The organism is Serratia sp. PF-27, assembly GCF_030053255.1.
Lineage (GTDB): Bacteria > Pseudomonadota > Gammaproteobacteria > Enterobacterales > Enterobacteriaceae > Serratia > Serratia bockelmannii.
Genome location: NZ_JASGBT010000015.1, coordinates 63,245 through 86,064 on the forward strand (window position 1 = coordinate 63,245; position 22,820 = coordinate 86,064).

Here is a 22,820-nt window from a genome sequence, read left to right on the forward strand (position 1 = left end):
TAAGAGCATAGCCAAATGAGCAAAAAATGCCACATAAAAATTACATTTTGGAAACAATTTCCACGCCGGCAAAACACAACGCCTAGTACTCCACCACAAAACTGAGCGTGTCCTGATAGCTGCCGACCGCCACTTCCGTCTGCGCCGCATTGACCGCCGCCTTATACGGGATGCTTTGCGCCAGGCCGGTGCCGGCGCCGCTCTGTTTGTTGGTGCTATCCCAAACGGTCGTCGTATTAGGCAAGTAAATCTGGTACTGCATGAAATTGCTGGTACCGCTTTTCATGCGTCGCCAACCGGAGACCGGGTTATTGCCGTTGGTGAAATAGGTGTTGTATCCCTCGGTTTTGGTGCAGGTCAGGGTGATGCTCTGATTGACAGGATTGAACTGCCCGACCAACGCCATGCTGCCGAAGTTGACGTTGGGCGCGGTGCCGATCAGGCAGTCTTTGGTGATGGTGACGCTGACGCTGACCGTGCTGGGTTTGTCGACGCCGTCCCACCAAACGCACAGGCCGAGCACGCCCAGGCCGCAAATATGGTAATTCCAGATCAGGTTGATGCTGTCGGTATAGGTGCCTGCGCGCACGTTGGCGCCGGCGGTGGTTTTGATATACAGCGGAAAGTTGACGTTGGAGGAAATCAGGATCAGCGACAGCAGGTTTAGCGAGCTGTAGTCGATGGTTTGGCCGATGCTGTAAGGATATTGGTAGTTGGCGTCGGGGTAGATCAGATAAGCGATTTTATCGCCGGAACCGTCGGTGTTGGCAACCGCCATATTGTTGGTGGTGGAGGCGATCTTGACCGTGACGGTGTTTTGCGTGAGCAAATTGAGGCCGAGGCCGGTGCAGTTGAGGCCGGCGGTGCCCTGGGCGTTGATCTGCCCATTGTAGACCACGAAAGAGCTGCTCCCCGGTAAGGTGACGGTGCCGTTGGTGGTGGCGCAGTCGGCGAATGCGCGCTGACAGAGCAGCAGCGAAAGGGTTAACAATAAGGCTTTCAATCCCCGAAACATAGTGACTCTCCGTCGTTGAATTAGCGGCAGACAACCGGGCCGACGCGCTGGATGCCCTGAGGCTTCGCCAGGCTGAATTCCGCCTGGCACGGCGGGCCGCCGTCGGCCGGGATCACGCTCAGGCGATTGTGTTGTTGCACCGGGTCGATATAGGTCATGCCATCCCAACCGACATAGCTTTGCTGATGGCCGCCAACCACCGCCACCTGGCTGCCGTTGGCCAGCGGTTTGCCTTGCTCGTCAACCAGTTCGACGTCGGCGGCGGAGATGGGTTGGATGGGGAACTCGACCAGAAAACCGCTGTGATCGCGAATGGCGACGGTTTTTTCCACCGTCGGCAGCGCGACGTCGGCGGGCAGGCTGAGCGGATCAATCTGGAATTTCGCATGGTAGTAAGAGGTGACGGTCGGCACCAGTAAATAGCCCTGGGCATCGGTCTTGCCGATCGGCTGGTTCTCATAGCTCACCGGAATGTCGGCGTATCCTTGCGTGGACACCAGCGCAAAGGCATCGTTGATGGTGTTGGTGGCGTACACGCCGCCGTTCATCGCCACCAGCGAACCGCTGATTTCTCCCCAGTGGTTGGTTTCATCACGGGTACCGTATACGCCCGCTCGGGCTTCGAGCCTGCGGGTGCGCCAGGTCAGAACCGCCTGGCGGTAATCGCCGCCGCTCGGGTTATTGGCGTAGGCCAGATTCCAACCGAAACCGCCATCAGTCGGCGCGGCGCGGCTGTAGCTGACGCGTTCGCTCCAGCGGTTGTTGTTGTCGCGCGCGGCGCTGAAGCTGGCGGTACCCCAACTGTCGAACGGAATGGAGAGCTGCAGTTGGGCACTGTAACCGCTGCTGCCGATTTCCCGGTTCAGCGAGGCGTACAGGCTGCTGTTGCGCCAAAGTGACACACTGTAGGACAGGTTCATCAGGCGAGTTCGTTGGGCGATGGCGTCGCGTACGTCAAAATAACCGGCGCCGAGGCTGCCGAGCCGGCCCAGGCTGACGCTGCCGGTCAATTGATCGGTGCGGCGGCTCAGACGGTAGTCGCTTTTATACACGGAAATGTCGCCAAAATCGGCGCTGCGCAGGATACGTTGCGCGTTGAGGCTGAAGCGTGAGTTGCTGTAGGTGTAGCCAAAACTGCTCTGATCGCCGTGGTTGCCGGTGTAGCGATAGACGGGCTGGGGATCCGGCTGTTGCAACGGCCTGCCGGTCAGCGGGTCATAATACGTGGGGGATTGTATCGGCCGGCCACCGTTAAACGCTTCGTCGCCGGCCTGGCTGACGCTGTAGGACGCGTTGAAAACCCCCCATTGTCCGACGCGAATGTCGGCGCCGCCGCCGCCGACCGCCAATTCGGCTGCGCCTTCGGCGCGTCCTTCCAGGGTTAACCAATCAGTGACGCCGTAACGTAAACTGGCGCTGCCTACCCATTGCCCGTAATCGGCAGAATTCAACCCGTAGTTGCGCCGCAGCAAACCGGTGGAAACGCTGAAATCGCTCATGCCGGTCTGCAGCAGGTTGCTGGCCACGTAGAACGGCACCGTGGTGCTGACCTGACGGCCGAGGGCGTCGGTGGTGACGACCGTGGCCTGACCCGCGCCGTTAATGTAGGGCACGCTGTTGAGGGTAAACGGCCCGGGATTGATGTTGGTGGTGCTGTTTTTATAGCTGTTGATGTATAAATCGACGCTGCTGGGCAATGCCGCCTGGCCGGAAAACTGCGGTAGCGGATAGGTGATAAGATCCGGGCGTACCGCGAAATTGCGCGCCAATTGCAAGCCGCCGATGCGCACGGCGCTGCTCCAGGGGAGCGAGCCGGTGGTTAAGTCACCGGCGATCACACTCAGCATCCGCTGGTCATCGTTGAAGCGCCAGTAGCTGTCGTATCGAATATAGCGGCCGCCATCGTCGTTTGGCCCGCCGTTAAACCCGCTGCGGTAGATGCCGGTGTTGGCGATGACGCCGAAACCGTCGAACAGCCGCTGTTCGCTCCACGCCGACAGGTAGCCTGGTCGGCCATTGCCGTTGCTTTGGCTGGCATAGATGTCGTAGTTAAACAGCAAACCCAGGCTGCTTTGCGCCGGCAAGCGTTGCAGCGGTGAATGGGCGCCGATGGTTTGCTGCGGCAACCAGTCGTTGGGCACGTTGATCAGCAACTGCTGGCTCTCGCCGCTGTAGCTGACATCCACCTTCTCCAGCCGATCGACGGCGATGTCTTTCGCCTGTTTATCCGCTACCGGCAGCCCGGCGTCGAGCAGTTGCTGGGGCGTCATGTAGTAATGACCGCCGCGATAGTTGACTGGCACGACGTTGCCGGTTTGGCGCCCGTTGACGACCGGCTCCAGATACAGCGTGGTGTCCGGCATGCTGATGGCGCTGGGCGGTGGGGGCAGATCGTCGCCGAACGCAAACGGCAGCCAGCCGCCGGCCGCCATGCTCAGCATGGCAAACGCCAGCGGCTTGAGGTTGAAACGCCGCGTCGATAGCCTCTCTATCGGCTGCACCTGGGCCTCAATAAGACGGAATGGCTACGGGCTGTTTGTTGTCATTGACCGTGGCCATCAGCTTGCCGCTGCTGAAACCGCCGGCGGGCGGCAAAGCGAAGCGCATCTGTGAACCGGGCAGCACGTATCCCATCAGGCCGGGATTTAGGCTGCGCCCTTGCAGCGTCACTTTCGAGATTCGGGCATGCACTGCGCCTTGATTTCGCACCTCCAGCCAGCGTTCGCTGCTTTGCTGCTGTAAACGATAGCTGAGCTTGGGTTGGCTGGCGGTCGCGTAATCGCGCGGTTTTTCACTGTCCTGTTTGGTCCAAATCCCCTTGCCGCTGACGAACAGCGGCACCGAGTAGCGCATCTGGAATTTCAGCCCCATCTCTGCACCGCCGGGGGCGGCATCCGATGATTGTTCTTTCACCGGCACTTCATCGACCAAAATGCGATAGGCGCGCTCCTGTCCCGCCGCCGGCGCCGACTGTTTGATCAGGCGTATCAGCTGGCGTTTGCCTGGCGCGATCGACGCCACCGGCGGACTGGCGATCACGTCGCTTTGGTTGCTGTAATCGTCTTTGCCGGCGGTTTGCTTCCAACCCAACACGCGAATTTGCATATAGACCGGTTTGCTGTCGCGATTTTCAAGCCACAGCGCGGTGGCCTGTTGTTGATCTTCAATCACCGGATCGATCGGCCAAATGAGAATGGAAGCCGCGGCCAGGGCGTGCTGTTGGCTTGCCAGGAGCAAGGCTGCCGTTAACGGCAGACGGAAGGGTATGCGCATAACTCAATCCTTATTGCAAAAAAACTTAATAAGTGACCGTCAACAAGACCGTATCGCTGTAAACGCCACTGGTGGGCAGGGTACTGGTCGAAAACAGACGGGCGTAAACCTTGATTTCTTGCGTGCTACCGGTGGCGGCGACGGTCTGCGCCGCGCCGCCGTTAGCGCCATCGCCCCAAAGGGTGGCGTAGTTGCTGTCTTGATAAAGTTGATACAGCAGCGTTTCCGACGTGACGGCGTTTTGTAATTTTCTGCCGCCGGCGATGGATCCGGTCACGTGATTGCCGACGCCGAGGGCCAGCGTGACGCTCAGCCCCGGGTTGCAGCGAAACAGCACCGAACCGGCGCCGCTGCTGGAGACGACGCTGACTGCGTTGCTCAGTGAGGACAACTGGCCGAAGTTCAGGGTGCCGAAGGTGGTCACGTCACTGACGCCGCTGCCCAATACGCAGCCTTTAACCACGGTTGCATTGACGGTGAACGGCTGGCTTTTGGTCAAGTCGTTGACGCCGGTATCGCTTTGGGCCGGGGAAAGCGGCAGGCAGAACAGCAAACCGCAAATTGAAGCGCGCATCGTCATTACCAATTGATCGTGACCTGTACCGTATCGGTGTAGCTGCCTGTCGGAGGTGTGGATTGCGCCGGAATCATGCCATAGACCGGCAGCCAGTTGTCCGAACCGTTGGCGGTTTGTGACACGCCCGTCAGATTATCCCAAATGGTGCTGTGGGCGGCGTTGGTATACAGGTTGTAATTCACCCGTTGGCCGGCCGCGCTTTGCAGGTAGCGGGCAGCGGTATTGCCGCTTTGCCCGCCGCCAAGCAGAACGCTGTAGCTGGTGCCGTTGGTGCATTTCACCCGAATGGCGCCGGCGTTTTGTTGCCCGGCGACGCTGGTTGCGGTGCTGAGAAAATACAGCGTGCCGAAATTCAGCGTGCCGAAGCTGACATTGCCGCCTGAGCTGCTGCCGGCCTCACAGGCGCTGAGCAAGGTCGCGCTGACGCCGAGGGTCGCGGTTTTACTGTCGGCCTGCGCCAACAGGCTGCACGCCCATAATCCGCAGCAGCAAAGCGCGCGCCGCACCGTTACCAGGTGACCGTCATCGTGACGGTGTCGTTATAGGTGTCTGCCGCCGGGGTAGAACCGGCCGCCGGGACGCGGCCATACACGATCAGCGGAACGGCGGCGCCGGTGCCGGTGCCGGTCCGCGCGTTGGCGCCGCTGCCCCAGGCGGTGGTGCGTGCGGCATCCTGGTACAGGTTATAGCTGATGAAGGCACCTGCCGTGCTGGCCATGCGGCGTTGGGTGCCTGAAGTGACATGGAGCCCGTTGTCCAGCGCCACCGTGTAGTCTGTGCCGGTAGTGCAGGTCAATGACAGCGTACCGGCCCCCCCTGCGCCGGTGGCGCTGGCGTCGATGATGTTGGCCAGTGAAGAGTAAGTACCGAAGCTGATGGAGCCGAAGTCGTTGACGGAACCGCTGCTGCTGCCGCCCCCCACGACGCAACCGGCGCCGATGGTCAGCGTCACGCCTAACGTGCCTTGAATGGTGCCTGCTGCGTTAGCCGCGCCGTTGGCGCACAGCAGGGTTGCTACCGAGGTCAATGCCATCAGAGTTTTTTTCATCTTATATTCCTTGCCGTATGAGAGAAAGCCCGCAAAGACGCCACCCAGAGGTGAGTTGAACGTATTCATTTAGCTGCACTTTAATTAATAGAATAAGAATCGGGAATTGTCTTGATGAAAACGAGAAACTTTTTATTCTCATTCCCCCGGTTGACGGGGCTTGTAGGCGAGGTATACCGATAAAGTGAAATGATTAGAATAATAACGAACGGCGATGGGAATATTATTAGCGTTATTTTATTGCCGGGGAATTTCATTCCCCGGCGCGGTATCGTTTACAGGTGGAAATCCAGCGCGCCGTCGCGCACCAGTTCGCGCGGCAGGTTATTCTTTATGCGGCTGCCGATGCGTTTGGCGATGCCCAGCGGTTGCCCCTGATAGGTGACGATGCACTCGTCGCCCGCCGGCGGCTGCTCAGGGTAGAGATCGCGGCCGTGATACCACTCCTGGGCCAGCGCGGCGTCCAGCTCGAAATGCTGTTTGCCGCCGGCACCCGCGAGGGCGATCGCCGCTTCGTGCTGCCAACGGAAACCTTTCGGGAAGCGCTCCGCCAGCTTGAGGCCGATACGCGAGAAGCGCACTTTGCCAAACAGCGGCTCCAGCTCGGCCGGGAAGAGCCAGATTTCCTTGTCGCGCTCCCACAGTCGGCTGTCATCGCCCCAGGTTAAGCCGGATGCGGCGGCGGCTTGGGCGACCAGCGCCGCCTCTTTGCCGGATAGCGGGCTGAACGGGAATTTACCGACTTTATAGGTCGGCTTCGCCAACGGCGCCACGGCGTGTTTTTTACGCAGGCGGGCGACGAAAAACCCTTCGCTGTCGTAAATCTGCGGGAAGACGTGCAGGAAGCCTTCGGCGGTCAACGCCTTGTCGGCGCCGGGGAACAGCTCACCCAGCGGCTCGACGCTGACTGCGTCGCCATAGGTATCCAGCAGCCAGCGCACCACCTGCTGATTTTCCTGCGCATTGAGCGTGCAGGTGGAATAAACCATCACGCCGCTCGGTGCCAGCGCATGAAACGCGCTGTCGATCAGCTCGCGCTGGGTGGCGGCGATCTCGGCGACGCTGTCCGGCGACCAGTTGCTCATGGCGTCCGGATCCTTGCGCACCACACCTTCGCCGGAACAGGGGGCGTCGAGCAGAATGGCGTCGAAACTCTCCGGCAATGCAGCGCCGAACACCCGGCCATCGAAGTGGGTCAGCGCGGTGTTCTTCACGCCGCAGCGGCTGATATTGGCGTGCAGCACTTTCACCCGGCTGGCGGAGTATTCGTTGGCGACGATGCCGCCCTGGTTGCCCATCAACGCGGCGATCTGGGTGGTTTTGGAGCCCGGCGCCGCCGCCACGTCCAGCACTCGAGTAGGCGCCGCGTCGCCCGAGAACAGCGCGCTGACCGGCAACATCGAGCTGGCCTCCTGAATATAGAACAGACCGCTCAGGTGTTCGGCGGCGCTGCCTAATCGCAGCTCTTCATCGTCGCGCTCGATCCAGAACCCTTCCGCGCACCAGGGAATGGGCTCCAAACGCCAGTCGTAATCCTGCACCAGCGCCAGGAAGTCGGCGACGCTGATTTTCAGCGTGTTGACGCGCAGACTGCGGCGCAGGGGGCGCTGGCAAGCGGCGATAAAATCGTCCATCGCCAGCTCGGCGGGCATGATGGCGCGGGTGGCGTCGAGGAAAGCGGGGGGCAGAAAAAGGGCGGTGGATTTGGCCACGGGGCGAACTCTCAGGGTGCAATAAAGACAAGGGCGAGAGTTTATCACAAAGCGGAAAAAAACAGGGCCCGGCATTGCCGGGCCCTGAGGAAAACGCGAAAGTTAATCGCGCGGAATGGCGGTGCCCCAGGTTTTCCAGTCCTTCGGCTCTTCCGGATTCAGCAGGAAGTGCTTGTTCGGCGTGGCTTTCGGCGCCAGCGGAATAGTCGGCGGGGTGGCGAAGGCGATACCGCCGCGAATGAACTGCTGGAAGGTGCCGCTCTTGATCACGCCGCCGGTCAGGCCGAACTGCAGGTTGTAACCCGACGCCAACCAGAACACGCTGTTGTTGCGCACCAGATGCTGGTACTTCTTGCTGATGCGCAGCGCAACGTGCACCCGGTCGGACATGGCGCCAAGGTAGAAACCGGTGATGGTGCCGACCTCTACGCCGCGGAACAGCACCGGCGTGCCGATCTGCAGCGAGCCGGTTTCGGCGGCGTCGAGCACGACGCTCAGGCCGTCGAGATAGCGCGAGTCGGTGATGCTGGCCTGCTGCAGTTCGAAAGTGCGCAGCTCGCGGCCGCGCCCCGGCTCCACGTTGATATAAGGCTGGAGCAGGGTATCGAGGTTGCTGACGCCGGCGGCGGAGATCTCCGGCGACACGATCGAGAAGCGGCTGCCGAGGCGCGCGAAGGTCTGCACGTATTCCGGATACAGCACCGCTTTAGCCAACACTTCGTTGCGCTCCGGCGCCAGCTGCAGCGACTCCACCTGGCCGACGTCGATGCCGAGGTAACGCAGCGGCATGCCCGCCGACAGCTTGCTGGCGTCGTAGGTTTTCAGCGTGATTTGGCTGCCCACCGCGCGAGCGGCGGTTTCGCTGGCGTAGAGCACGCGGTTGGCGCCTTTGTTCAGCGTCACGCCCTGCAGGTTGTCGAAGCTGATGGCGCCTTTCAGCGCGCGGTTGAGCGGGGAGGCCTGCACCGTCAGGCCGCTGCCGTTGAGCTGCACTTTGGCGCCGCCTTCGGCCCAGAAGATGCTTTCGCGAGTCAGCAACTTGCGGTATTCCGGGCTGATGTAGACGTCCACCTCAAACTCGTTGGCCTTCGGCCGGACGTTGACGATCTCGCCCACCTGGAATTTGCGGTACAGCACCACCGAGCCGGCCTGCACGTCCGGCAGGCTGGTGGCGCTGAGGGTCAGGGTGGTAGAAGGGGCGTTGCCGACGATGCCTTCCTCGGCTTTTTCGCTGTTGGCGTACAGCGGGTACTGGCCGCCTGGTTCCCCTTTGCTGCCGGGGATAATGCGCACGCCGCCGTCCACCCATTCCTGGGCGCTGGCGCCGAGCACTTCCATACCGTCAATGCCCAGCTTGACGTCGAGACGGCTGTTGACCACGAATTTGCTGTCTTTATGCAGCAGGCCGCGGTACTGCGCGTCGATGGCGGCGGTGAACACCACGCCGCCGGCGGTCAAGGTGCGGCTCAGGATTTGGCCGACTTTCACGCCGTGCACCACCAGCGGCTGCCCGACGTCAATGCCGTAGCTTTGCGGCGCATTCAGCGTGACGGTCAGCACACCCGGCTGTTGCAACAGCGTTTCGCTGCTGTCCAGCACGTTGAAGCGCTGCTGCGGTTCGCCTTCACCCGGCACCAGTTCCAGCGTGGTGCCGGTCAGCAGTTGGCTGAGCTTGGCGTCGTTGAGGCTGATGCGCGGGCTGCGCATCACGATGCGGGTGCCGCTGCGCATCAGATCGACCACCGAAGGATCGATGGTCAGTTCACCGATGACTTTGCTGTCCTGTTGCAACGTCAGCTTGGTCAGGGTGCCGACCTGCAGTCCCTGGTACATCAGCGGCGTGCGGTTTTCACTCAGGCTGTTGCCGCTCGGCAGATCCAGCAAAATATTGACGCCGCGCTGGCTGTGGGCCAGATCCGGATACAGGGTATAGCTTTGATCGCCCTTGGCCTGCTGGCCATCGGCCGGCGAATCGAAGGCGATGGCGCCGTTGACCAGCGCCGCCAGGCTCTCCATTTGCACCGTGGCGCCGGACAGGCTGAAATCGCCCTTGAAGCCGGAGACATTCCAGAAGCGGCTGTTGCTCTTCACCAGGTTGGCGAAGCGGCGGTCGATCAGCACGTCGATGGTCACGCCCTTGTTGCCTTCGCTGATGGTGTAGTCATACACCTTGCCGACCGGGATTTTACGGTAATAGACCAGCGAGCCGCTGTTGAGCGAACCCAGGTCCTCGGCATGCAGGTGAATCATCAGTTCGCCGGTGTTCAGGCGGTACTTCGGCTGGGTATCGAGCGCGGTGAAGTGGGTTTGCTCCTTGCCGCTGCCGGGCATCATGCCGATATAGTTACCGCCGACCAGCGCATCGAGCCCGGATACCCCGGCCAGCGAGGCCTTGGGCGTCACTAGCCAGAACTGGGTGCCTTCGCGCAGCGAGTCTTCCAGATCGCTTTTGATGCTGGCTTCCACCACGATGCTGCGTAAATCTTTGCTCAGGCTGATTTTTTGCACCGTGCCGACATCAACGCCCTGGTAGCGCACCGGCGTGCGGCCGGCGACGATGCCTGCCGCTGATTGGAAATCGATGGTGACGGTGGTGCCGCGCTCCTGGAAATTGTTATAGACCAGCCACCCGGCGATCAGCAGGGCGATGAACGGCAGTAACCAGAACGGTGAAATGCGGCGTTTGTTCTTGACCCGCGCTTCAGTCGGTGTAGTCGGCGTTTCCTGTTGCATGTGCATCCCAAATCAATCGGCTATCGAGCCATTCAACGGCAAGAATAGTCAAAATGACCGCCGAGCCAAAGTAAAACGCGGCCGGTCCCATAGTAAAAGATAACAGTTGATCGCGATTTACCAGCGACATCATCAAGGCGATAACGAACAGATCGAGCATCGACCAACGGCCGATCCAGGTGACCAGGCGCAGCAGACGAATGCGCGTTTTCAGGCTGTGCGAGGTTTTGAAGTGGATGCTCAGCAACAGCATGATCAGCACGATCACCTTGGTGAAGGGCACTAGCACGCTGGCGATGAACACGATAGCGGCGATCGGCACGTTGCCGGAGGTGGCCAATGAGACCACGCCGGAGAAAATGGTGTCTTCCAGCCGCGTGCCGTTGGCGTAAATGATGGAAATCGGCAGCAGGTTGGCCGGTATCAGCAGGATCATCGCGGCGATCAGCGCCGCCCAGGTTTTCTGCAGGCTGTAGGGCTGGCGATGGCACATCGGCACATGGCAACGCGGGCAGCGGCCGCGCGCGTCGGGATAGCCGGTATAGTGGCAGGACAGACAAATGTGCAGCGCCGTCGGCGGGCCTTCCGGCTGTTCCTGCGGATAGTAGCGCTCCCACAGCTGCTCCAGGTTGACGTGGATCAGCGTCAGGATGCTCAGCACCGTGAGCGACAGGTAAGCGATCAGCGCGCTGCCGGGCTGGATGTCGGCGTAATCCTGCACTTTGATCGCCGCCACCGCCATGCCGATCAGATAAATGTCCAGCATTACCCACTCTTTGAGCCGCTCCAGCATCAGCAGCACCGGGCGCAGGTTCATGCCGAGCGCATGGCCGACGCGCAGGTACAGCAGCGACAGCACCAGCGTCAGCGGGGCGCCGAGGGTGCAAAACGCTACCATGCTGGCGGTGAGCGGATCGCCCTGGCGGCTCATCTGCCAGATGCCCTCCAGCAAACTGGCGTCGATGCGCGTGCCGAGCAGACGAATGCTGATCAGCGGTTCGGTGAAGGCGAACGGCATCAGCAGCAGCATGGCGATCGCCATGGCGGTCAGACGCGTCATCGACCAGTCGCGGCCGTTCACCACCTTGGCGTTGCAGCGCGGGCAATAGGCGGCCTGATTGCCGCTGAGCGGCGGCAGCACGAACAGCAGGTCGCACTCGCAGCAGCGCTGGTGACGCGCTTTGGAAAGGGGAGCGGTGATCGCGTGTATTTTCATTTTTGACAAGTAGCTGCCCTTGAGCCCGCCGGAAGTGTCAGCGTAGCTGAAAAATAAACCGGCCGCGTCACCGGCGATCGGGCGCCGGACGGTAAAACGAGGTAAACCGGGATTCTGAGCGGCAAACATACCCCGAGCGACGGGGTTTTGTGAAGCAACAGATGATTAACCTTGTGGCTATACGCATTTAATGCTTATTTTATAGGGCCTAAGCTTTGGGCTTCTGGCCATCTTCACTGTTTCAATGGTTAACACATGACAAAAGAACAATTCTACGCGGAATTAAAACGTGACCTGAGCGCGTTGCTCGGCGGGGAAACCAACTTTATCGCGGCGCTGTCCAACGCCAGCGCGTTGCTCAATGAGCGTCTGGATGACGTGAACTGGGTCGGTTTCTATCTGATGGAGGGCGACCAGCTGGTGCTGGGGCCGTTCCAGGGCAAGATTGCCTGCGTGCGCATTCCGGTGGGCAAGGGCGTGTGCGGCACGGCGGTGGCGGAAAATCGCGTGCAGTGCGTCGGTGACGTGCATGCGTTTCCGGGCCATATCGCCTGCGATGCGGCCAGCAACGCGGAAATCGTGCTGCCGCTGGCGGTTGGCGGCCGAGCGATCGGCGTTTTGGATATCGACAGCACGGTTTATCAACGCTTCGACGAACAGGATGAAGTGGGCCTGAAAGCAGTGGTGGCGGGGCTTTGTGAGCAACTGGAACAGTGTGACAGTGCGAAATATGTGACTGTAGCGGCAAGTTGATCGACGGTTAACGTGGCAATTACCGATGGCGTCATTATAATGACGCCTGTTCATGCCTGTGGCTTGTTGGCAATACCGTTGTAATCAGGAAATTTCATGGAAAATCAACCTAAGTTGAACTCTAGTAAAGAAGTCATTGCTTTTCTTGCCGAGCGTTTTCCGCTCTGCTTTAGCGCCGAAGGCGAAGCTCGTCCGCTGAAAATCGGTATTTTTCAGGATTTGGTAGAGCGCGTGCAGGGGGAAGAAAATCTCAGCAAAACGCAATTGCGTTCTGCCCTGCGCCTATATACCTCAAGCTGGCGTTATCTGTACGGTGTCAAGGTTGGCGCACAGCGCGTCGATCTGGACGGCAATCCGTGCGGTGAACTTGAGCAGCAGCATGTCGATCATGCTCGCCAGCAGCTTGAAGAAGCCAAAGCGCGCGTTCAGGCACAGCGTGCCGAACAAAACGCCAAAAAACGTGAAGCCGCCGGCGAATCCGCCGATGCCGCTCCGCGCCGTCCGCGTCCAGCCGGTAAAAAGCCCGCTGCGCGTCGCGAAGGCGGAGCCGCGCCGGAAAACCGCAAGCCGCGCCCACAAACTCGCCCACAGCCCGCTCGCCAACCTCGTGCAGCCAAAGAGGAAAGCCAGCCGCGTTATGCGCCAGTCACGGATATCTCTAAACTGCAAATTGGCCAGGAAATCAAAGTCAGAGCAGGCAAGAGCGCGATGGATGCTACCGTACTCGAAATCGCTAAAGATGGCGTACGTGTGCAGCTCTCTTCCGGTCTGGCGATGATTGTGCGCGCAGAACACTTGCAGTTCTGATACGGAGGCCAACCCAGGCATGAACAAATTCGTCAGATTAACAGCGATTGCAGGGCTGCTGTGGGCGGGTGTCAGTTACGGCGCGGAAACAGCCAACATCCGCATCGACCAACTGCCCCAACTGCAACAGGAACCCCAGCACGCTACGGTGAGTGAGCGCGTCACCTCGCGCTTCACTCGCTCTCATTACCGCCAGTTCGCCCTCGATGCGGAGTTTTCAGGCAAGATCTTCGATCGCTACCTGAACATGCTGGACTACAACCATAACGTGCTGCTGGCCTCCGACGTGGCGCAGTTCGCCGGCAAACGCAATCAGGTTGGCGAAGAGCTGAAAACCGGCAAGCTGGACACCTTCTACGCGCTGTTCAATCTGGCGCAGAAACGCCGCTTTGAGCGTTACACCTATGCGTTGTCGTTGCTGGACAAGCCGATGAACTTCACCGGCAACGGCACTATCGATCTCGACCGCAGCAAAGCGCCGTGGCCGAAAGACAAGGCCGAGCTGGATAGCCTGTGGGATGCGAAAGTCACGTATGACGAGCTGAACCTCAAGCTGACCGGCAAGACCGACAAAGAAATCCGCGACACGCTGACCAAGCGTTATCAGTTCGCCATCAAGCGCCTGACGCAAAGCAACAGCGAAGACGTCTTCCAGCTGGCGATGAATGCCTTTGCGCATGAAATCGACCCGCACACCAACTATCTGTCTCCGCGCAACACCGAGCAGTTCAACACCGAGATGAGCCTGTCGCTGGAAGGCATCGGCGCGGTGCTGCAGATGGATGACGACTACACCCTGATCAACTCGATGGTGCCGGGCGGACCGGCGGCGAAGAGCAAGGCGATCACCGTAGGCGATCGCATCGTCGGCGTCGGCCAGGCCGGCAAACCGATGGTGGACGTGATCGGTTGGCGTCTGGACGACGTGGTGTCGTTGATCAAAGGGCCGAAGGGCAGCAAGGTGCGCCTGGAAGTCCTGCCGGCCGGCAAGGGCACCAAAACCCGCGTGGTCACCTTGACCCGCGAGCGTATTCGCCTGGAAGACCGCGCGGTGAAAATGACCATCAAGACCGTCGGCAAAGAGAAGGTGGCGGTGTTCGACATCCCTGGCTTCTACGTCGGTCTGACCGATGACGTGAAAGTGCAGCTGCAGAAGATGGCCAAGCAGAACGTCAAGAGCGTGATCATCGATCTGCGCACCAACGGCGGCGGCGCGCTGACTGAAGCGGTGTCGCTGTCCGGCCTGTTCATTCCGAGCGGCCCGGTGGTGCAGGTGCGCGACAACAACGGCAAAGTGCGTGAAGACGCCGACACCGACGGCGTGACCTACTACAAAGGCCCGCTGGTGGTGCTGGTCGATCGCTTCAGCGCCTCCGCCTCCGAGATCTTCGCGGCGGCAATGCAGGATTACGGCCGTGCGCTGATCGTCGGCGAACCGACCTTCGGTAAAGGCACCGTGCAGCAGTACCGTTCGCTGAACCGCATCTACGACCAGATGCTGCGCCCTGAGTGGCCAGCGCTTGGCTCGGTGCAGTACACCATTCAGAAGTTCTACCGCGTCAATGGCGGCAGTACCCAGCGCAAGGGCGTGACGCCGGACATTCTGATGCCGACCGGCGTCGATCCGGCGGAAACCGGCGAAGCGTTTGAAGACAACGCTATGCCGTGGGACAGCATCAACGCGGCGACCTACAGCAAGACAGGCGATATGGCGCCGTTCGAGCCGGAGCTGCTGAAAGATCACCAGCAGCGCATTGCGCAAAATCCAGAGTTCCAGTACATCGCGCAGGATATCGCGCATTACAAGGCGCTGAAGGATAAACGCAACATCGTGTCCCTCAATCTGGCGGTGCGCGAGAAAGAGAACCACGATGACGACGCGACCCGTCTGAAACGCATCAACGAGCGTCTGGAACGTGCGGGCAAGAAGCCGCTGAAATCGCTCGACGATCTGCCGAAGGATTACCAGGAGCCGGATCCGTACCTGGATGAATCCGTGCATATCGCGCTGGACCTGGCTCATCTGGAAAAAGATCAGCCCGCTCAGCAGCCAACGCCGGCCAAATAAGGCCGCGTACGGCAGGATGAAAAACGCACCCTCGGGTGCGTTTTTTTATGGCGACGCGAAAGCCGGCTTCCCAGCAGGGTGAAGGGAGGTGGGCTGATGCATCGCCTGACAAATTTAGGGTAAAAAACCCTACGCCTTACGCAACAATCGTTTACAATTTGCCAAATCCCGGTCGCGTGCCGTTTTTGTAAAGTTTCGTATTTTTAGTAGGTTAATGACGCGCGACTCTTGAAACTGTGACGAATGCCCATACGATCTAGGGTATCTTAGACAGCGTTTTGTTAACATTTATGAGGAAGTAAACAATTTATGATGCGTATAGCTCTGTTCCTGCTCACCAACCTGGCGGTGATGTTGGTTTTCGGGCTGGTGCTCAGCCTGACAGGAATCCAATCCAGTAGCGTTCAGGGCCTGATGATCATGGCCGGTCTGTTCGGCTTCGGCGGCGCTTTCGTGTCGTTGCTGATGTCCAAGTGGATGGCGCTGCGCTCCGTCGGCGGGGAAGTGATTGAACAACCGCGTAACGAAACAGAAAACTGGCTGCTGGAAACGGTACGCCGTCAGTCGCAGCAGGCGGGCATCGCCATGCCGCAGGTCGCTATCTACCACGCGCCGGACATCAACGCCTTCGCTACCGGTGCACGCCGCGACGCCTCGCTGGTCGCCGTCAGCACCGGCCTGCTGCAGAGCATGAGCCGCGACGAAGCGGAAGCAGTCATCGCGCACGAAATCAGCCACGTCGCCAACGGCGATATGGTGACCATGACCCTGATTCAGGGCATTGTGAACACCTTTGTCATCTTCATTTCACGCCTGATCGCGCAGGTCGCCGCCGGTTTCCTCGGCAACCGCGACGGTGATGGCGAAGGGGAAGGCAACGGCAACCCGATGATTTACTTCGCCGTGTCGATGGTGCTGGAACTGGTGTTCGGCATCCTGGCGAGCATCATCACCATGTGGTTCTCGCGTCACCGCGAGTTCTATGCCGACGCAGGCTCTGCCAAACTGGTAGGCCGCGAGAAGATGATCGCCGCCTTGCAGCGCCTGAAAACCAGCTACGAACCGCAGGAAGCGGGCAGCATGATGGCGTTCTGCATCAACGGCAAATCCAAGTCGTTCAGCGAGCTGTTCATGTCGCACCCGCCGCTCGACAAGCGTATCGAAGCGCTGCGTTCCGGCCAGTACCTGAAGTAATCGGCTGAATGAAAGGAAAAACCCCGGCTTGCCGGGGTTTTTTTATGGCATGCCTGAACCGCTTTTTCAGCGGCGGCGGATTCAGCAATGAAATTCGGCGATGAATGGGGTAAAGCGCTTTACCAAAGTTTGCGGGCGTAAATGCCCTGCAGCAGCGCCCGAAGTCCCTGAATCCCACCTGCAAACAGCGTCTTTCGGCCTCTCAGCCTGGGCTGGCGCGGTGCCAGATCACCCGGTGAGAGGGCAAGCCGCATCGGGCCCGGTCACGACCGCCTGTTTGGCTTTGGAAGCGCATGTTATATGCTTTGGCACAATGACATTTGTCCCTGAGGCCCTATGAAAATCAACCACCTTCCCTTACTCAACGGTGATGAGGTGTCGGCGCGCCTGGCCGCATTGGCTGGCGGTGTCGCCGATGCGGTTGCGGAATTGTTGAACCGGCATGATGACGATGATGAACCGCCGGCTATTCGCTGGCATTCAGGCGATCTGCGCCAGCCGGCGTTTTTCCCCGACGAGCACGACGGCCACGATTACGATTACCTGATCGTGGACGGCGATGTGCTCGTGGAGGGATGCCTGGCGGTGTCACCGCAGCGAGAGGACGGCGGCATTGTCGTGCTGGGGCGGCTGCAGGCGGATACGCTGATTTGCTGGGGCGGACTGGTCGTGCGTGACGATGTCCGCATACGCCATGCCTATTGCAGCTCAGGAAACGACGGCGCGTTCGTGGTAGGGGGAGACCTGACCGCGCTCACCCTGGTAGAAACGGGGGAGTTTATCCATGTCCATGGCGACCTCGACGCGCGATGTCTCGCTTCGTTGCAGAACTTCGTTCAGGTTGACGGAGAGACGCGCTGTGACTGTCGAATCGACAGCGCGCAGTCCGAAGATCTGATAAAGCGCATGTTCACCCCCGGCCTACTGAAAGCCTTCGAGGGGATGGATCACGACGGCCAACGCATTGTTGGCTGGTATCCGGATGACGACGCCTATTTAGCCTGTTTACGACAAGGCCGAAGCCCCTTGAGGCACGGAGACTGACGCCTGGCCTGCAATGCTCACGGCATTGCATCCGACGCGGCCCGGCTCAGGCCGGCCGTCAGTGCTGGCCCCGTCGGTTTTACAATCGATGGGAGCCCGGCTCGTTTATGCCCGCTATTTCACCTCGCGGCTCGGCTGCGCCGCTTGCGCCGTCGATTGGGTGATGCGCAGGCTGCTGACGGCCGCCGCCAGGGTGGCGAACACCCCAGCCAGGATCAGTGAAGCGTGGGTGCCGGATGTGGGGAACAGGTTGAACATCAGCGCCACCAGCGCAGCCCCCGAGGTTTGCCCCAGCAGGCGCGCGGTGCCCAGCATGCCGCTGGCGCCGCCGCTGCGGTTGCGCGGCGCGGCGGAGATGATGGTGTGGTTGTTGGGCGACTGGAACAGGCCGAAACCGGCGCCGCACAGTATCATGCGCCAGATGATGTCCATATTCGACGGCGCCGCCGGCAGCAGCGCCAGAGAGAACAGTCCGAGCGCGAACACCGCCAGCCCAATGCAGCCCAGCAGGCCGGCGTGCACGCGCTCCACCAGCCGGCCGGCGATCGGCGCCATCACCACGATCGCCAGCGGCCACGGCGTCAGCAGTAGCCCGGTCGCCACCTCGTCGCGGCCCAATGCACTTTGCAGGAAGAACGGCAACGACACCATCGCCAGCATTTGCGCGGCGAACGAACAGATTGAGGTGCCCATCGACAGGGCGAAGATCGGGATGCGCAGCAGGTCGACGGGCAGCAGAGGGAATTCCTGGCGTAACTGACGGCGCACGAACACCGCGCCAATCGCCAGCAGCGCGGCGATCTCGCTGAAGATCAGCGTCAGGCTCTGGCCCTGGGCGAAGCCGCTGATGGCGGTGATCAGCAGGCCGAAGGTCAGCGCGTTCAGCACGGCGCTGGTGGGATCGAAACGGCGGTTATCGCTTTTTTGGCCGTTGGCCGGCAGGAATTTCATCCCCAGCAGCAGCGCGACGATGCCGATCGGCAGGTTGATGGCGAACAGCCATTGCCAGGATGCGACCGACAGGATCGCCGCCGCCACCGTCGGCCCGGCCGCCGAGGAGCAGGCGACGATCAGCGAGTTGATGCCCATGCCGCGGCCGAGAAAACGCTGCGGGTAGATGATGCGGATCAGCGCGGTGTTGACGCTCATGATAGCGGCGGCGCCAAAGCCTTGCAGCACGCGGGCGATGGTCAGCGTGAGCAGCGAGTCGGACAGGGCGCAGAACAGTGAGGTGATGCTGAACACCAGCAACCCGGCCTGGTAGATACGGCGGTAGCCGACCAGATCGCCGAGCGACGCCAGCGACAGCAGAGAGACGGTGATCGCCAACTGATAGGCGTTGACCACCCAAATGGAACTGGCCGGGCTGGCGTTGAGATCGCGAGCGATGGTGGGCAGCGCCACGTTGGCTATCGCGCCGTCGAGCACGGATACGGTAATGCCGAGGGCGATGGCGAGGATCGCCCCATAGCGTTGCGGGACGGGGAGGCCGTCGGAACAAGGACGCATGTTGGTCTCAGCGGTATTTATTCAGGGGAGTATTATCATGCTAATCATATTCGCCTGTGATTGCATGCCCCTTGTCCGCTTAATTGTAAACGGCGGTGAGCGGGCCAACGGTTATCCATTTGGCTTCAATTGCTTAGCGCTCAGCTGCGTTGCGCGCTGCGATCTGTTCCGATTATACTGAAACCCTTGTTTAAATTTCCTGAAACAAAACCGTTAAGTAGGGTATGCACCATGGCTAACGCAGATTCAGACAAGCAACCGGATGCCGTCTCATCCGTGATGAAAGTGTTCGGCATTTTGCAGGCGCTCGGCGATGAGCGCGAGATTGGCATTACCGAACTGTCCCAGCGGGTGATGATGTCTAAAAGCACTGTCTACCGTTTTCTGCAGACCATGAAAGCGCTGGGCTACGTTTCACAGGAGGGCGAGACGGAAAAGTATGCGCTGACGCTCAAGCTGTTCGAGCTGGGCGCCAAATCGTTGCAGAACGTCGATCTGATCCGCAGCGCCGACGTGCAGATGCGCGAATTGTCGAATCTTACCCGCGAGACCATCCACCTCGGCGCTCTGGACGAAGATGGCATCGTCTACATCCACAAGATCGACGCGATGTATAACCTGCGTATGTATTCGCGCATCGGTCGCCGCAACCCGCTGCACAGCACCGCCATCGGTAAAGTGCTGCTGGCCTGGCGCGAGCGGGATGAGGTGGCGCAGATCCTGTCGCAGATTGAGTTTACCCGCAGCACCGAACATACGTTGGCCAGCGCCGCCGAACTGTTGCCGGTGCTGGATCGGGTTCGAGCGCAGGGATACGGCGAAGATGCCGAAGAGCAAGAAGCGGGGATCCGCTGCATCGCGGTACCGGTCTTTGACAGGTTCGGGGTAGCGATCGCCGGGCTGAGCATCTCTTTCCCGACGCTGCGCTTTTCCGAAGCGGCGCGGGAGGAGTATGTGGCGTTGCTGCACGTCGCCGCCCGACGCATTTCCGAACAGCAGGGCTATCACGACTACCCGTTCTGACCCTTCGCTTCGAAGAACAAGGCGCCGCCATGGCAGCGCCTTGTTGCTATTTTGCGCCCGGCGTCAGCCGCTGAGCAATCCGCTCCAGTACTAACATCAGCAACAGCGTGGCCGCCACCAGGATCATGGTCAGCGTCGCGCCGTTGGCGATGCTGCCGCGATCGGTCAGGCTAAAAACGGTGACCGGCAGCGTCGCCCAACTCGGCGGGTAGATCATCATGGTCGCGCCCAGCTCCCCCATCGACAGCGACAGGCTGAGCGCGAAGGCGGAGATCATATAGGGGGCGATCATCGGCAGGGTGACGTGGCGCAGGCGAAACAGCGGCGACGCGCCCAGGCTGGCGGCGACGTTCTCGTAGTCGCCAGGTAGCCGGATCAACCCGGCCATCACGTTGCCGAAGGTAAAGGCGGAAATCAGCACGAAGTGAGCGGCGGGCACGATCAGGAAGGTGCCGTTCATCTGCAGCGGCCCCTGGCTGAACGCCACCAGCATCCCCAAACCGATAGAGACCGAAGGCACCGCGCTGGGAATGAAAAACAGCGTGCCCAGCAGCTGTCGGCCGCGTTCAGGCACGTGGCGCAGCGCCAACGCCGCCCAGGTACCGCACAGCAGCGCGAACAGGCTGGCGCTGAAACCGATAGCCAGGCTGGCGACCAGCGCGTCCCAGGAGGCGCCGCTGAACGCTTGGCGGAAGTGGTTGAGGGTGAAACCGCTCGGCAGCACGCCGTTCCACTGCTCACTGAGGCTGGACATCAGGATCACCGCCAGCGGCAGGCAGAAGAACAGGGCGAACAGCGTGATCGTCAACGTGCAGGTCAGGGTGCGTCCGGTGCGGGACCAAATCAACATTGTCAGTTCCTCAGCCCGGCGCGCGCCGCGGCGTAGCGGTAAAGGGAGAACAGCCCGAGCGATAGCGCGATATTCACGACGGCGATCGTGCAGGCGACGGCGTAATCCGACTCCAGAATCGCTTTGGAGTAGACCATCATCGGCAGCGTGGTGACGCCCTTGGCGCCGATAAACAGCACGATGCCGAACTCATTGGTGGTCAACAACAGGCACAGGCTGCCGCCGGCCAGCAAGGCCGGCAGCGCGGCCGGCAAAATCACCTGGCGCACCACGCGCCCCGGCCGGGCGCCGAGAATGCTGGCGGCCTCGAGCTGGCTGCGATCGATCTGCGACAATGCCGCCATCAGCGGGCGCATCACCAGCGGCGTAAACACGGTGATTTCCGCCAGGATCACCCCCCAGATGGAGTAAAGAAAGTCTACCGGCGGCAGGGTGAAACCGAAGGTCGCCATCAGCGTGCCGTTCAGCAGGCCGGCGGAGCCGTAGATAAAGGTGAAGGCCAGCGTGATCAGGAAGGTCGGCATGGCGATAAAGGTATCGATCACCCGGGCGATCGGTCGGCTGCCGGGGAACGGCGTGAACACCAGCAGCAGCGACAGCAGGGTGCCGAGCACCAGGCAGCCCAGCGTCGCCAGTAGCGCAATCTGCAGCGTGTTGAGCAGGGCGCCGACAAAGCGTCGGGATTCGAACACCTGCTGCAGCGCGGCGGCGCTGAACAGCCCCTGCTCGTCGGTAAATGCCTGTTTGACGATCAGCGCCAACGGGTAGAAAAACAGCGTCGCCAGCACCAGCAGCGGCAGCAGGATCCACAGGCGGCGTGGGAAACGCAGCCGCAGGGCCGGGCGAATAAGCGTAGAGTCGATCATGTCAGTCCTCGATCAGTACCGCATCGTCGGGGGCGAAATAGAGCGGCACGCGTTCGCCGATCTGCGGCATCCGGCTGCGATGGGTGGTGACCACGCGCAGAGGATGGCCTTGAACGTCGAACTGCAGGTGCGTCAGTTCCCCCTGCCAGTGAATATCGCGCAGCGTGCCGATGAGGCTGTTGCTGCGCTGGGCGTCGGCATCGAGCGCAATATGCTGCGGCCGGATGCACAGCAGCTTGTCGAAGCCGCGTTGTGCGCCGTAGGTGAAACAGCCGATCACTTTGCCGGCGCAGCTGACGGTGGTCATGCCTTGCCCGGTAGTGGTCTCCAGCGCGGTGGCTGGCAGCAGGTTGGCGCGGCCGAGGAACTCGGCGGCGAAGCGGTTCGTGGGATGATGGTAAAGCGCGCGGGTCTCGCCGTGGGCGATCAGGTGGCCGTCGCGCATGATGCCGATCTTGTCCGCCAGCGTCAGCGCTTCGCCCTGATCGTGGGTGACGTACAGGATGGTCAGCTCTGGGAGCTCGCGGTGCAGGCGGGCGATCTCTTCCACCATGCTGTGGCGAATTTGCGCGTCCAACGCCGACAGCGGCTCATCCAGTAACAGCACTTTGGGGCGCACCGCGATGGCGCGAGCGATTGCCACCCGCTGCTGCTGGCCGCCGGAAAGCTGGCTGGGATAGCGCTTGGCGTAGGCGGACATGCCGACGATGGCCAGCGCTTCTTCGACGCGCTCGGCGGTGAGGCCGCGCGGCTTGCCTTGCGCGCGCAGGCCGAACGCCACATTGTCTTCGACGCGCATATGCGGAAACAGCGCGTAGTTCTGTACCACCATGCCCAGGCCGCGCTCATAAGGCGGCACGTCGGTGACATCGACGTCACCGATGGCAATACGCCCGGCGGACGGCTGCACGAATCCGGCAATGGCCCGCAGCACGGTGGTTTTGCCCGAGCCTGAGGGGCCGATCAGCGCCAGCACTTCGCCGGGGGCGATGGTGAGCGTCAGGGGTTTCAGCACCTCGGTGCCGCGATACGACACGCTGACGCGGTCGAGCTGAATGCCCGACGGCCCGGCGATGTCCTGGCTGCGATCCCGCGCCTCGGCGCGGGAAGAGAGGGTAGAAGGCATCGTCAG

At 60.9% G+C, this 22,820-nt stretch carries 19 protein-coding genes; 6 read left to right on the top strand and 13 right to left on the bottom strand.

Annotated features, from left to right (window positions below):
* Nucleotides 1–82 precede the first annotated feature (82 nt).
* The 9 genes from QMZ29_RS05260 to yebS all read right to left on the bottom strand — a co-directional run bounded on the left by QMZ29_RS05260 (nt 83) and on the right by yebS (nt 11,574).
* Nucleotides 83–1,015: a Csu type fimbrial protein gene (locus tag QMZ29_RS05260; RefSeq protein WP_025302579.1), complete on the bottom strand. Its 933-nt coding sequence runs from the start codon at nt 1,013–1,015 to the stop codon at nt 83–85.
* 20 nt (nt 1,016–1,035) lie between these two features.
* Complete coding sequence (locus tag QMZ29_RS05265; protein WP_261425997.1) at nt 1,036–3,456, bottom strand: fimbria/pilus outer membrane usher protein; 2,421 nt, start codon at nt 3,454–3,456, stop codon at nt 1,036–1,038.
* A 67-nt stretch (nt 3,457–3,523) separates the two neighbouring features.
* Entirely contained in the window at nt 3,524–4,288 is a 765-nt protein-coding gene (locus QMZ29_RS05270; RefSeq protein WP_025302581.1) for a fimbrial biogenesis chaperone, read from the bottom strand.
* 25 nt (nt 4,289–4,313) lie between these two features.
* Nucleotides 4,314–4,862 carry a Csu type fimbrial protein gene (locus QMZ29_RS05275; RefSeq protein ID WP_086013591.1) on the bottom strand — a complete coding sequence of 183 codons (549 nt, stop codon included), beginning with the start codon at nt 4,860–4,862 and terminating at the stop codon, nt 4,314–4,316.
* Between the two features lie 5 nt (nt 4,863–4,867).
* On the bottom strand, nt 4,868–5,371 hold the full coding sequence (locus tag QMZ29_RS05280; protein ID WP_025302583.1) for a Csu type fimbrial protein: 504 nt from the start codon (nt 5,369–5,371) through the stop codon (nt 4,868–4,870).
* A gap of 2 nt (nt 5,372–5,373) precedes the next feature.
* Entirely contained in the window at nt 5,374–5,913 is a 540-nt protein-coding gene (locus QMZ29_RS05285; RefSeq protein ID WP_016928005.1) for a Csu type fimbrial protein, read from the bottom strand.
* Nucleotides 5,914–6,188: 275 nt separating this feature from the next.
* Nucleotides 6,189–7,565 (bottom strand): 16S rRNA (cytosine(1407)-C(5))-methyltransferase RsmF, encoded by a 1,377-nt coding sequence (gene rsmF / locus QMZ29_RS05290; RefSeq protein WP_269154077.1) that lies wholly within the window; start codon nt 7,563–7,565, stop codon nt 6,189–6,191.
* 162 nt (nt 7,566–7,727) lie between these two features.
* The gene (locus QMZ29_RS05295; RefSeq protein ID WP_197769377.1) at nt 7,728–10,358 is read right to left on the bottom strand and encodes a PqiB family protein; all 2,631 of its coding nucleotides are present in this window, start codon (nt 10,356–10,358) and stop codon (nt 7,728–7,730) included.
* A complete protein-coding gene (gene yebS, locus QMZ29_RS05300) occupies nt 10,327–11,574 on the bottom strand; it encodes a membrane integrity lipid transport subunit YebS (RefSeq protein WP_025302586.1) in 1,248 nt (415 codons plus the stop codon). Before yebS ends, QMZ29_RS05295 begins: the two co-directional genes overlap by 32 nt.
* A gap of 255 nt (nt 11,575–11,829) precedes the next feature.
* Between yebS and msrC the strand changes: the two genes are divergently transcribed.
* From msrC to QMZ29_RS05325, 5 genes are all read left to right on the top strand, one after another.
* On the top strand, nt 11,830–12,327 hold the full coding sequence (gene msrC, locus QMZ29_RS05305) for a free L-methionine (R)-S-oxide reductase MsrC (protein ID WP_261425707.1): 498 nt from the start codon (nt 11,830–11,832) through the stop codon (nt 12,325–12,327).
* A gap of 96 nt (nt 12,328–12,423) precedes the next feature.
* Nucleotides 12,424–13,134, top strand: a complete 711-nt coding sequence (gene proQ / locus QMZ29_RS05310) for an RNA chaperone ProQ (RefSeq protein WP_004931497.1) — start codon at nt 12,424–12,426, stop codon at nt 13,132–13,134.
* Between the two features lie 19 nt (nt 13,135–13,153).
* Complete coding sequence (gene prc, locus QMZ29_RS05315) at nt 13,154–15,202, top strand: carboxy terminal-processing peptidase (RefSeq protein WP_147823414.1); 2,049 nt, start codon at nt 13,154–13,156, stop codon at nt 15,200–15,202.
* A gap of 309 nt (nt 15,203–15,511) precedes the next feature.
* A complete protein-coding gene (gene htpX / locus QMZ29_RS05320) occupies nt 15,512–16,396 on the top strand; it encodes a protease HtpX (protein WP_016927998.1) in 885 nt (294 codons plus the stop codon).
* A gap of 336 nt (nt 16,397–16,732) precedes the next feature.
* Complete coding sequence (locus QMZ29_RS05325; protein WP_147823415.1) at nt 16,733–17,440, top strand: hypothetical protein; 708 nt, start codon at nt 16,733–16,735, stop codon at nt 17,438–17,440.
* Nucleotides 17,441–17,554: 114 nt separating this feature from the next.
* Here the strand turns inward: QMZ29_RS05325 and QMZ29_RS05330 are convergent, their stop codons facing one another.
* Nucleotides 17,555–18,949: an MFS transporter gene (locus QMZ29_RS05330; RefSeq protein ID WP_025302590.1), complete on the bottom strand. Its 1,395-nt coding sequence runs from the start codon at nt 18,947–18,949 to the stop codon at nt 17,555–17,557.
* A gap of 231 nt (nt 18,950–19,180) precedes the next feature.
* Here QMZ29_RS05330 and kdgR point away from each other — a divergent pair, with 231 nt between their 5' ends.
* Nucleotides 19,181–19,972 (top strand): DNA-binding transcriptional regulator KdgR, encoded by a 792-nt coding sequence (kdgR, locus tag QMZ29_RS05335; protein WP_025302591.1) that lies wholly within the window; start codon nt 19,181–19,183, stop codon nt 19,970–19,972.
* Between the two features lie 46 nt (nt 19,973–20,018).
* Here the strand turns inward: kdgR and QMZ29_RS05340 are convergent, their stop codons facing one another.
* Genes QMZ29_RS05340 through phnT form a run of 3 tightly spaced genes read right to left on the bottom strand, consistent with a single transcriptional unit; the run spans nt 20,019 to nt 22,820 of the window.
* A complete protein-coding gene (locus tag QMZ29_RS05340) occupies nt 20,019–20,822 on the bottom strand; it encodes an ABC transporter permease (RefSeq protein ID WP_261425711.1) in 804 nt (267 codons plus the stop codon).
* 2 nt (nt 20,823–20,824) lie between these two features.
* Nucleotides 20,825–21,688 (bottom strand): 2-aminoethylphosphonate ABC transporter permease subunit, encoded by an 864-nt coding sequence (gene phnU, locus QMZ29_RS05345; protein WP_261425712.1) that lies wholly within the window; start codon nt 21,686–21,688, stop codon nt 20,825–20,827.
* A 1-nt stretch (nt 21,689) separates the two neighbouring features.
* A complete protein-coding gene (gene phnT / locus QMZ29_RS05350; RefSeq protein ID WP_375547451.1) occupies nt 21,690–22,820 on the bottom strand; it encodes a 2-aminoethylphosphonate ABC transport system ATP-binding subunit PhnT in 1,131 nt (376 codons plus the stop codon).

Coding starts and splice junctions, on each gene's coding strand:
- QMZ29_RS05260 (WP_025302579.1), bottom strand. CDS start 1,015: ATGTTTCGGGGATTGAAAGCCTTATTGTTAACCCTTTCGCTGCTGCTC.
- QMZ29_RS05265 (WP_261425997.1), bottom strand. CDS start 3,456: ATGCTGAGCATGGCGGCCGGCGGCTGGCTGCCGTTTGCGTTCGGCGAC.
- QMZ29_RS05270 (WP_025302581.1), bottom strand. CDS start 4,288: ATGCGCATACCCTTCCGTCTGCCGTTAACGGCAGCCTTGCTCCTGGCA.
- QMZ29_RS05275 (WP_086013591.1), bottom strand. CDS start 4,862: ATGCGCGCTTCAATTTGCGGTTTGCTGTTCTGCCTGCCGCTTTCCCCG.
- QMZ29_RS05285 (WP_016928005.1), bottom strand. CDS start 5,913: ATGAAAAAAACTCTGATGGCATTGACCTCGGTAGCAACCCTGCTGTGC.
- rsmF (WP_269154077.1), bottom strand. CDS start 7,565: ATGCCCGCCGAGCTGGCGATGGACGATTTTATCGCCGCTTGCCAGCGC.
- QMZ29_RS05295 (WP_197769377.1), bottom strand. CDS start 10,358: ATGCAACAGGAAACGCCGACTACACCGACTGAAGCGCGGGTCAAGAAC.
- yebS (WP_025302586.1), bottom strand. CDS start 11,574: ATGAAAATACACGCGATCACCGCTCCCCTTTCCAAAGCGCGTCACCAG.
- msrC (WP_261425707.1), top strand. CDS start 11,830: ATGACAAAAGAACAATTCTACGCGGAATTAAAACGTGACCTGAGCGCG.
- proQ (WP_004931497.1), top strand. CDS start 12,424: ATGGAAAATCAACCTAAGTTGAACTCTAGTAAAGAAGTCATTGCTTTT.
- prc (WP_147823414.1), top strand. CDS start 13,154: ATGAACAAATTCGTCAGATTAACAGCGATTGCAGGGCTGCTGTGGGCG.
- htpX (WP_016927998.1), top strand. CDS start 15,512: ATGATGCGTATAGCTCTGTTCCTGCTCACCAACCTGGCGGTGATGTTG.
- QMZ29_RS05325 (WP_147823415.1), top strand. CDS start 16,733: ATGAAAATCAACCACCTTCCCTTACTCAACGGTGATGAGGTGTCGGCG.
- QMZ29_RS05330 (WP_025302590.1), bottom strand. CDS start 18,949: ATGCGTCCTTGTTCCGACGGCCTCCCCGTCCCGCAACGCTATGGGGCG.
- kdgR (WP_025302591.1), top strand. CDS start 19,181: ATGGCTAACGCAGATTCAGACAAGCAACCGGATGCCGTCTCATCCGTG.
- QMZ29_RS05340 (WP_261425711.1), bottom strand. CDS start 20,822: ATGTTGATTTGGTCCCGCACCGGACGCACCCTGACCTGCACGTTGACG.
- phnU (WP_261425712.1), bottom strand. CDS start 21,688: ATGATCGACTCTACGCTTATTCGCCCGGCCCTGCGGCTGCGTTTCCCA.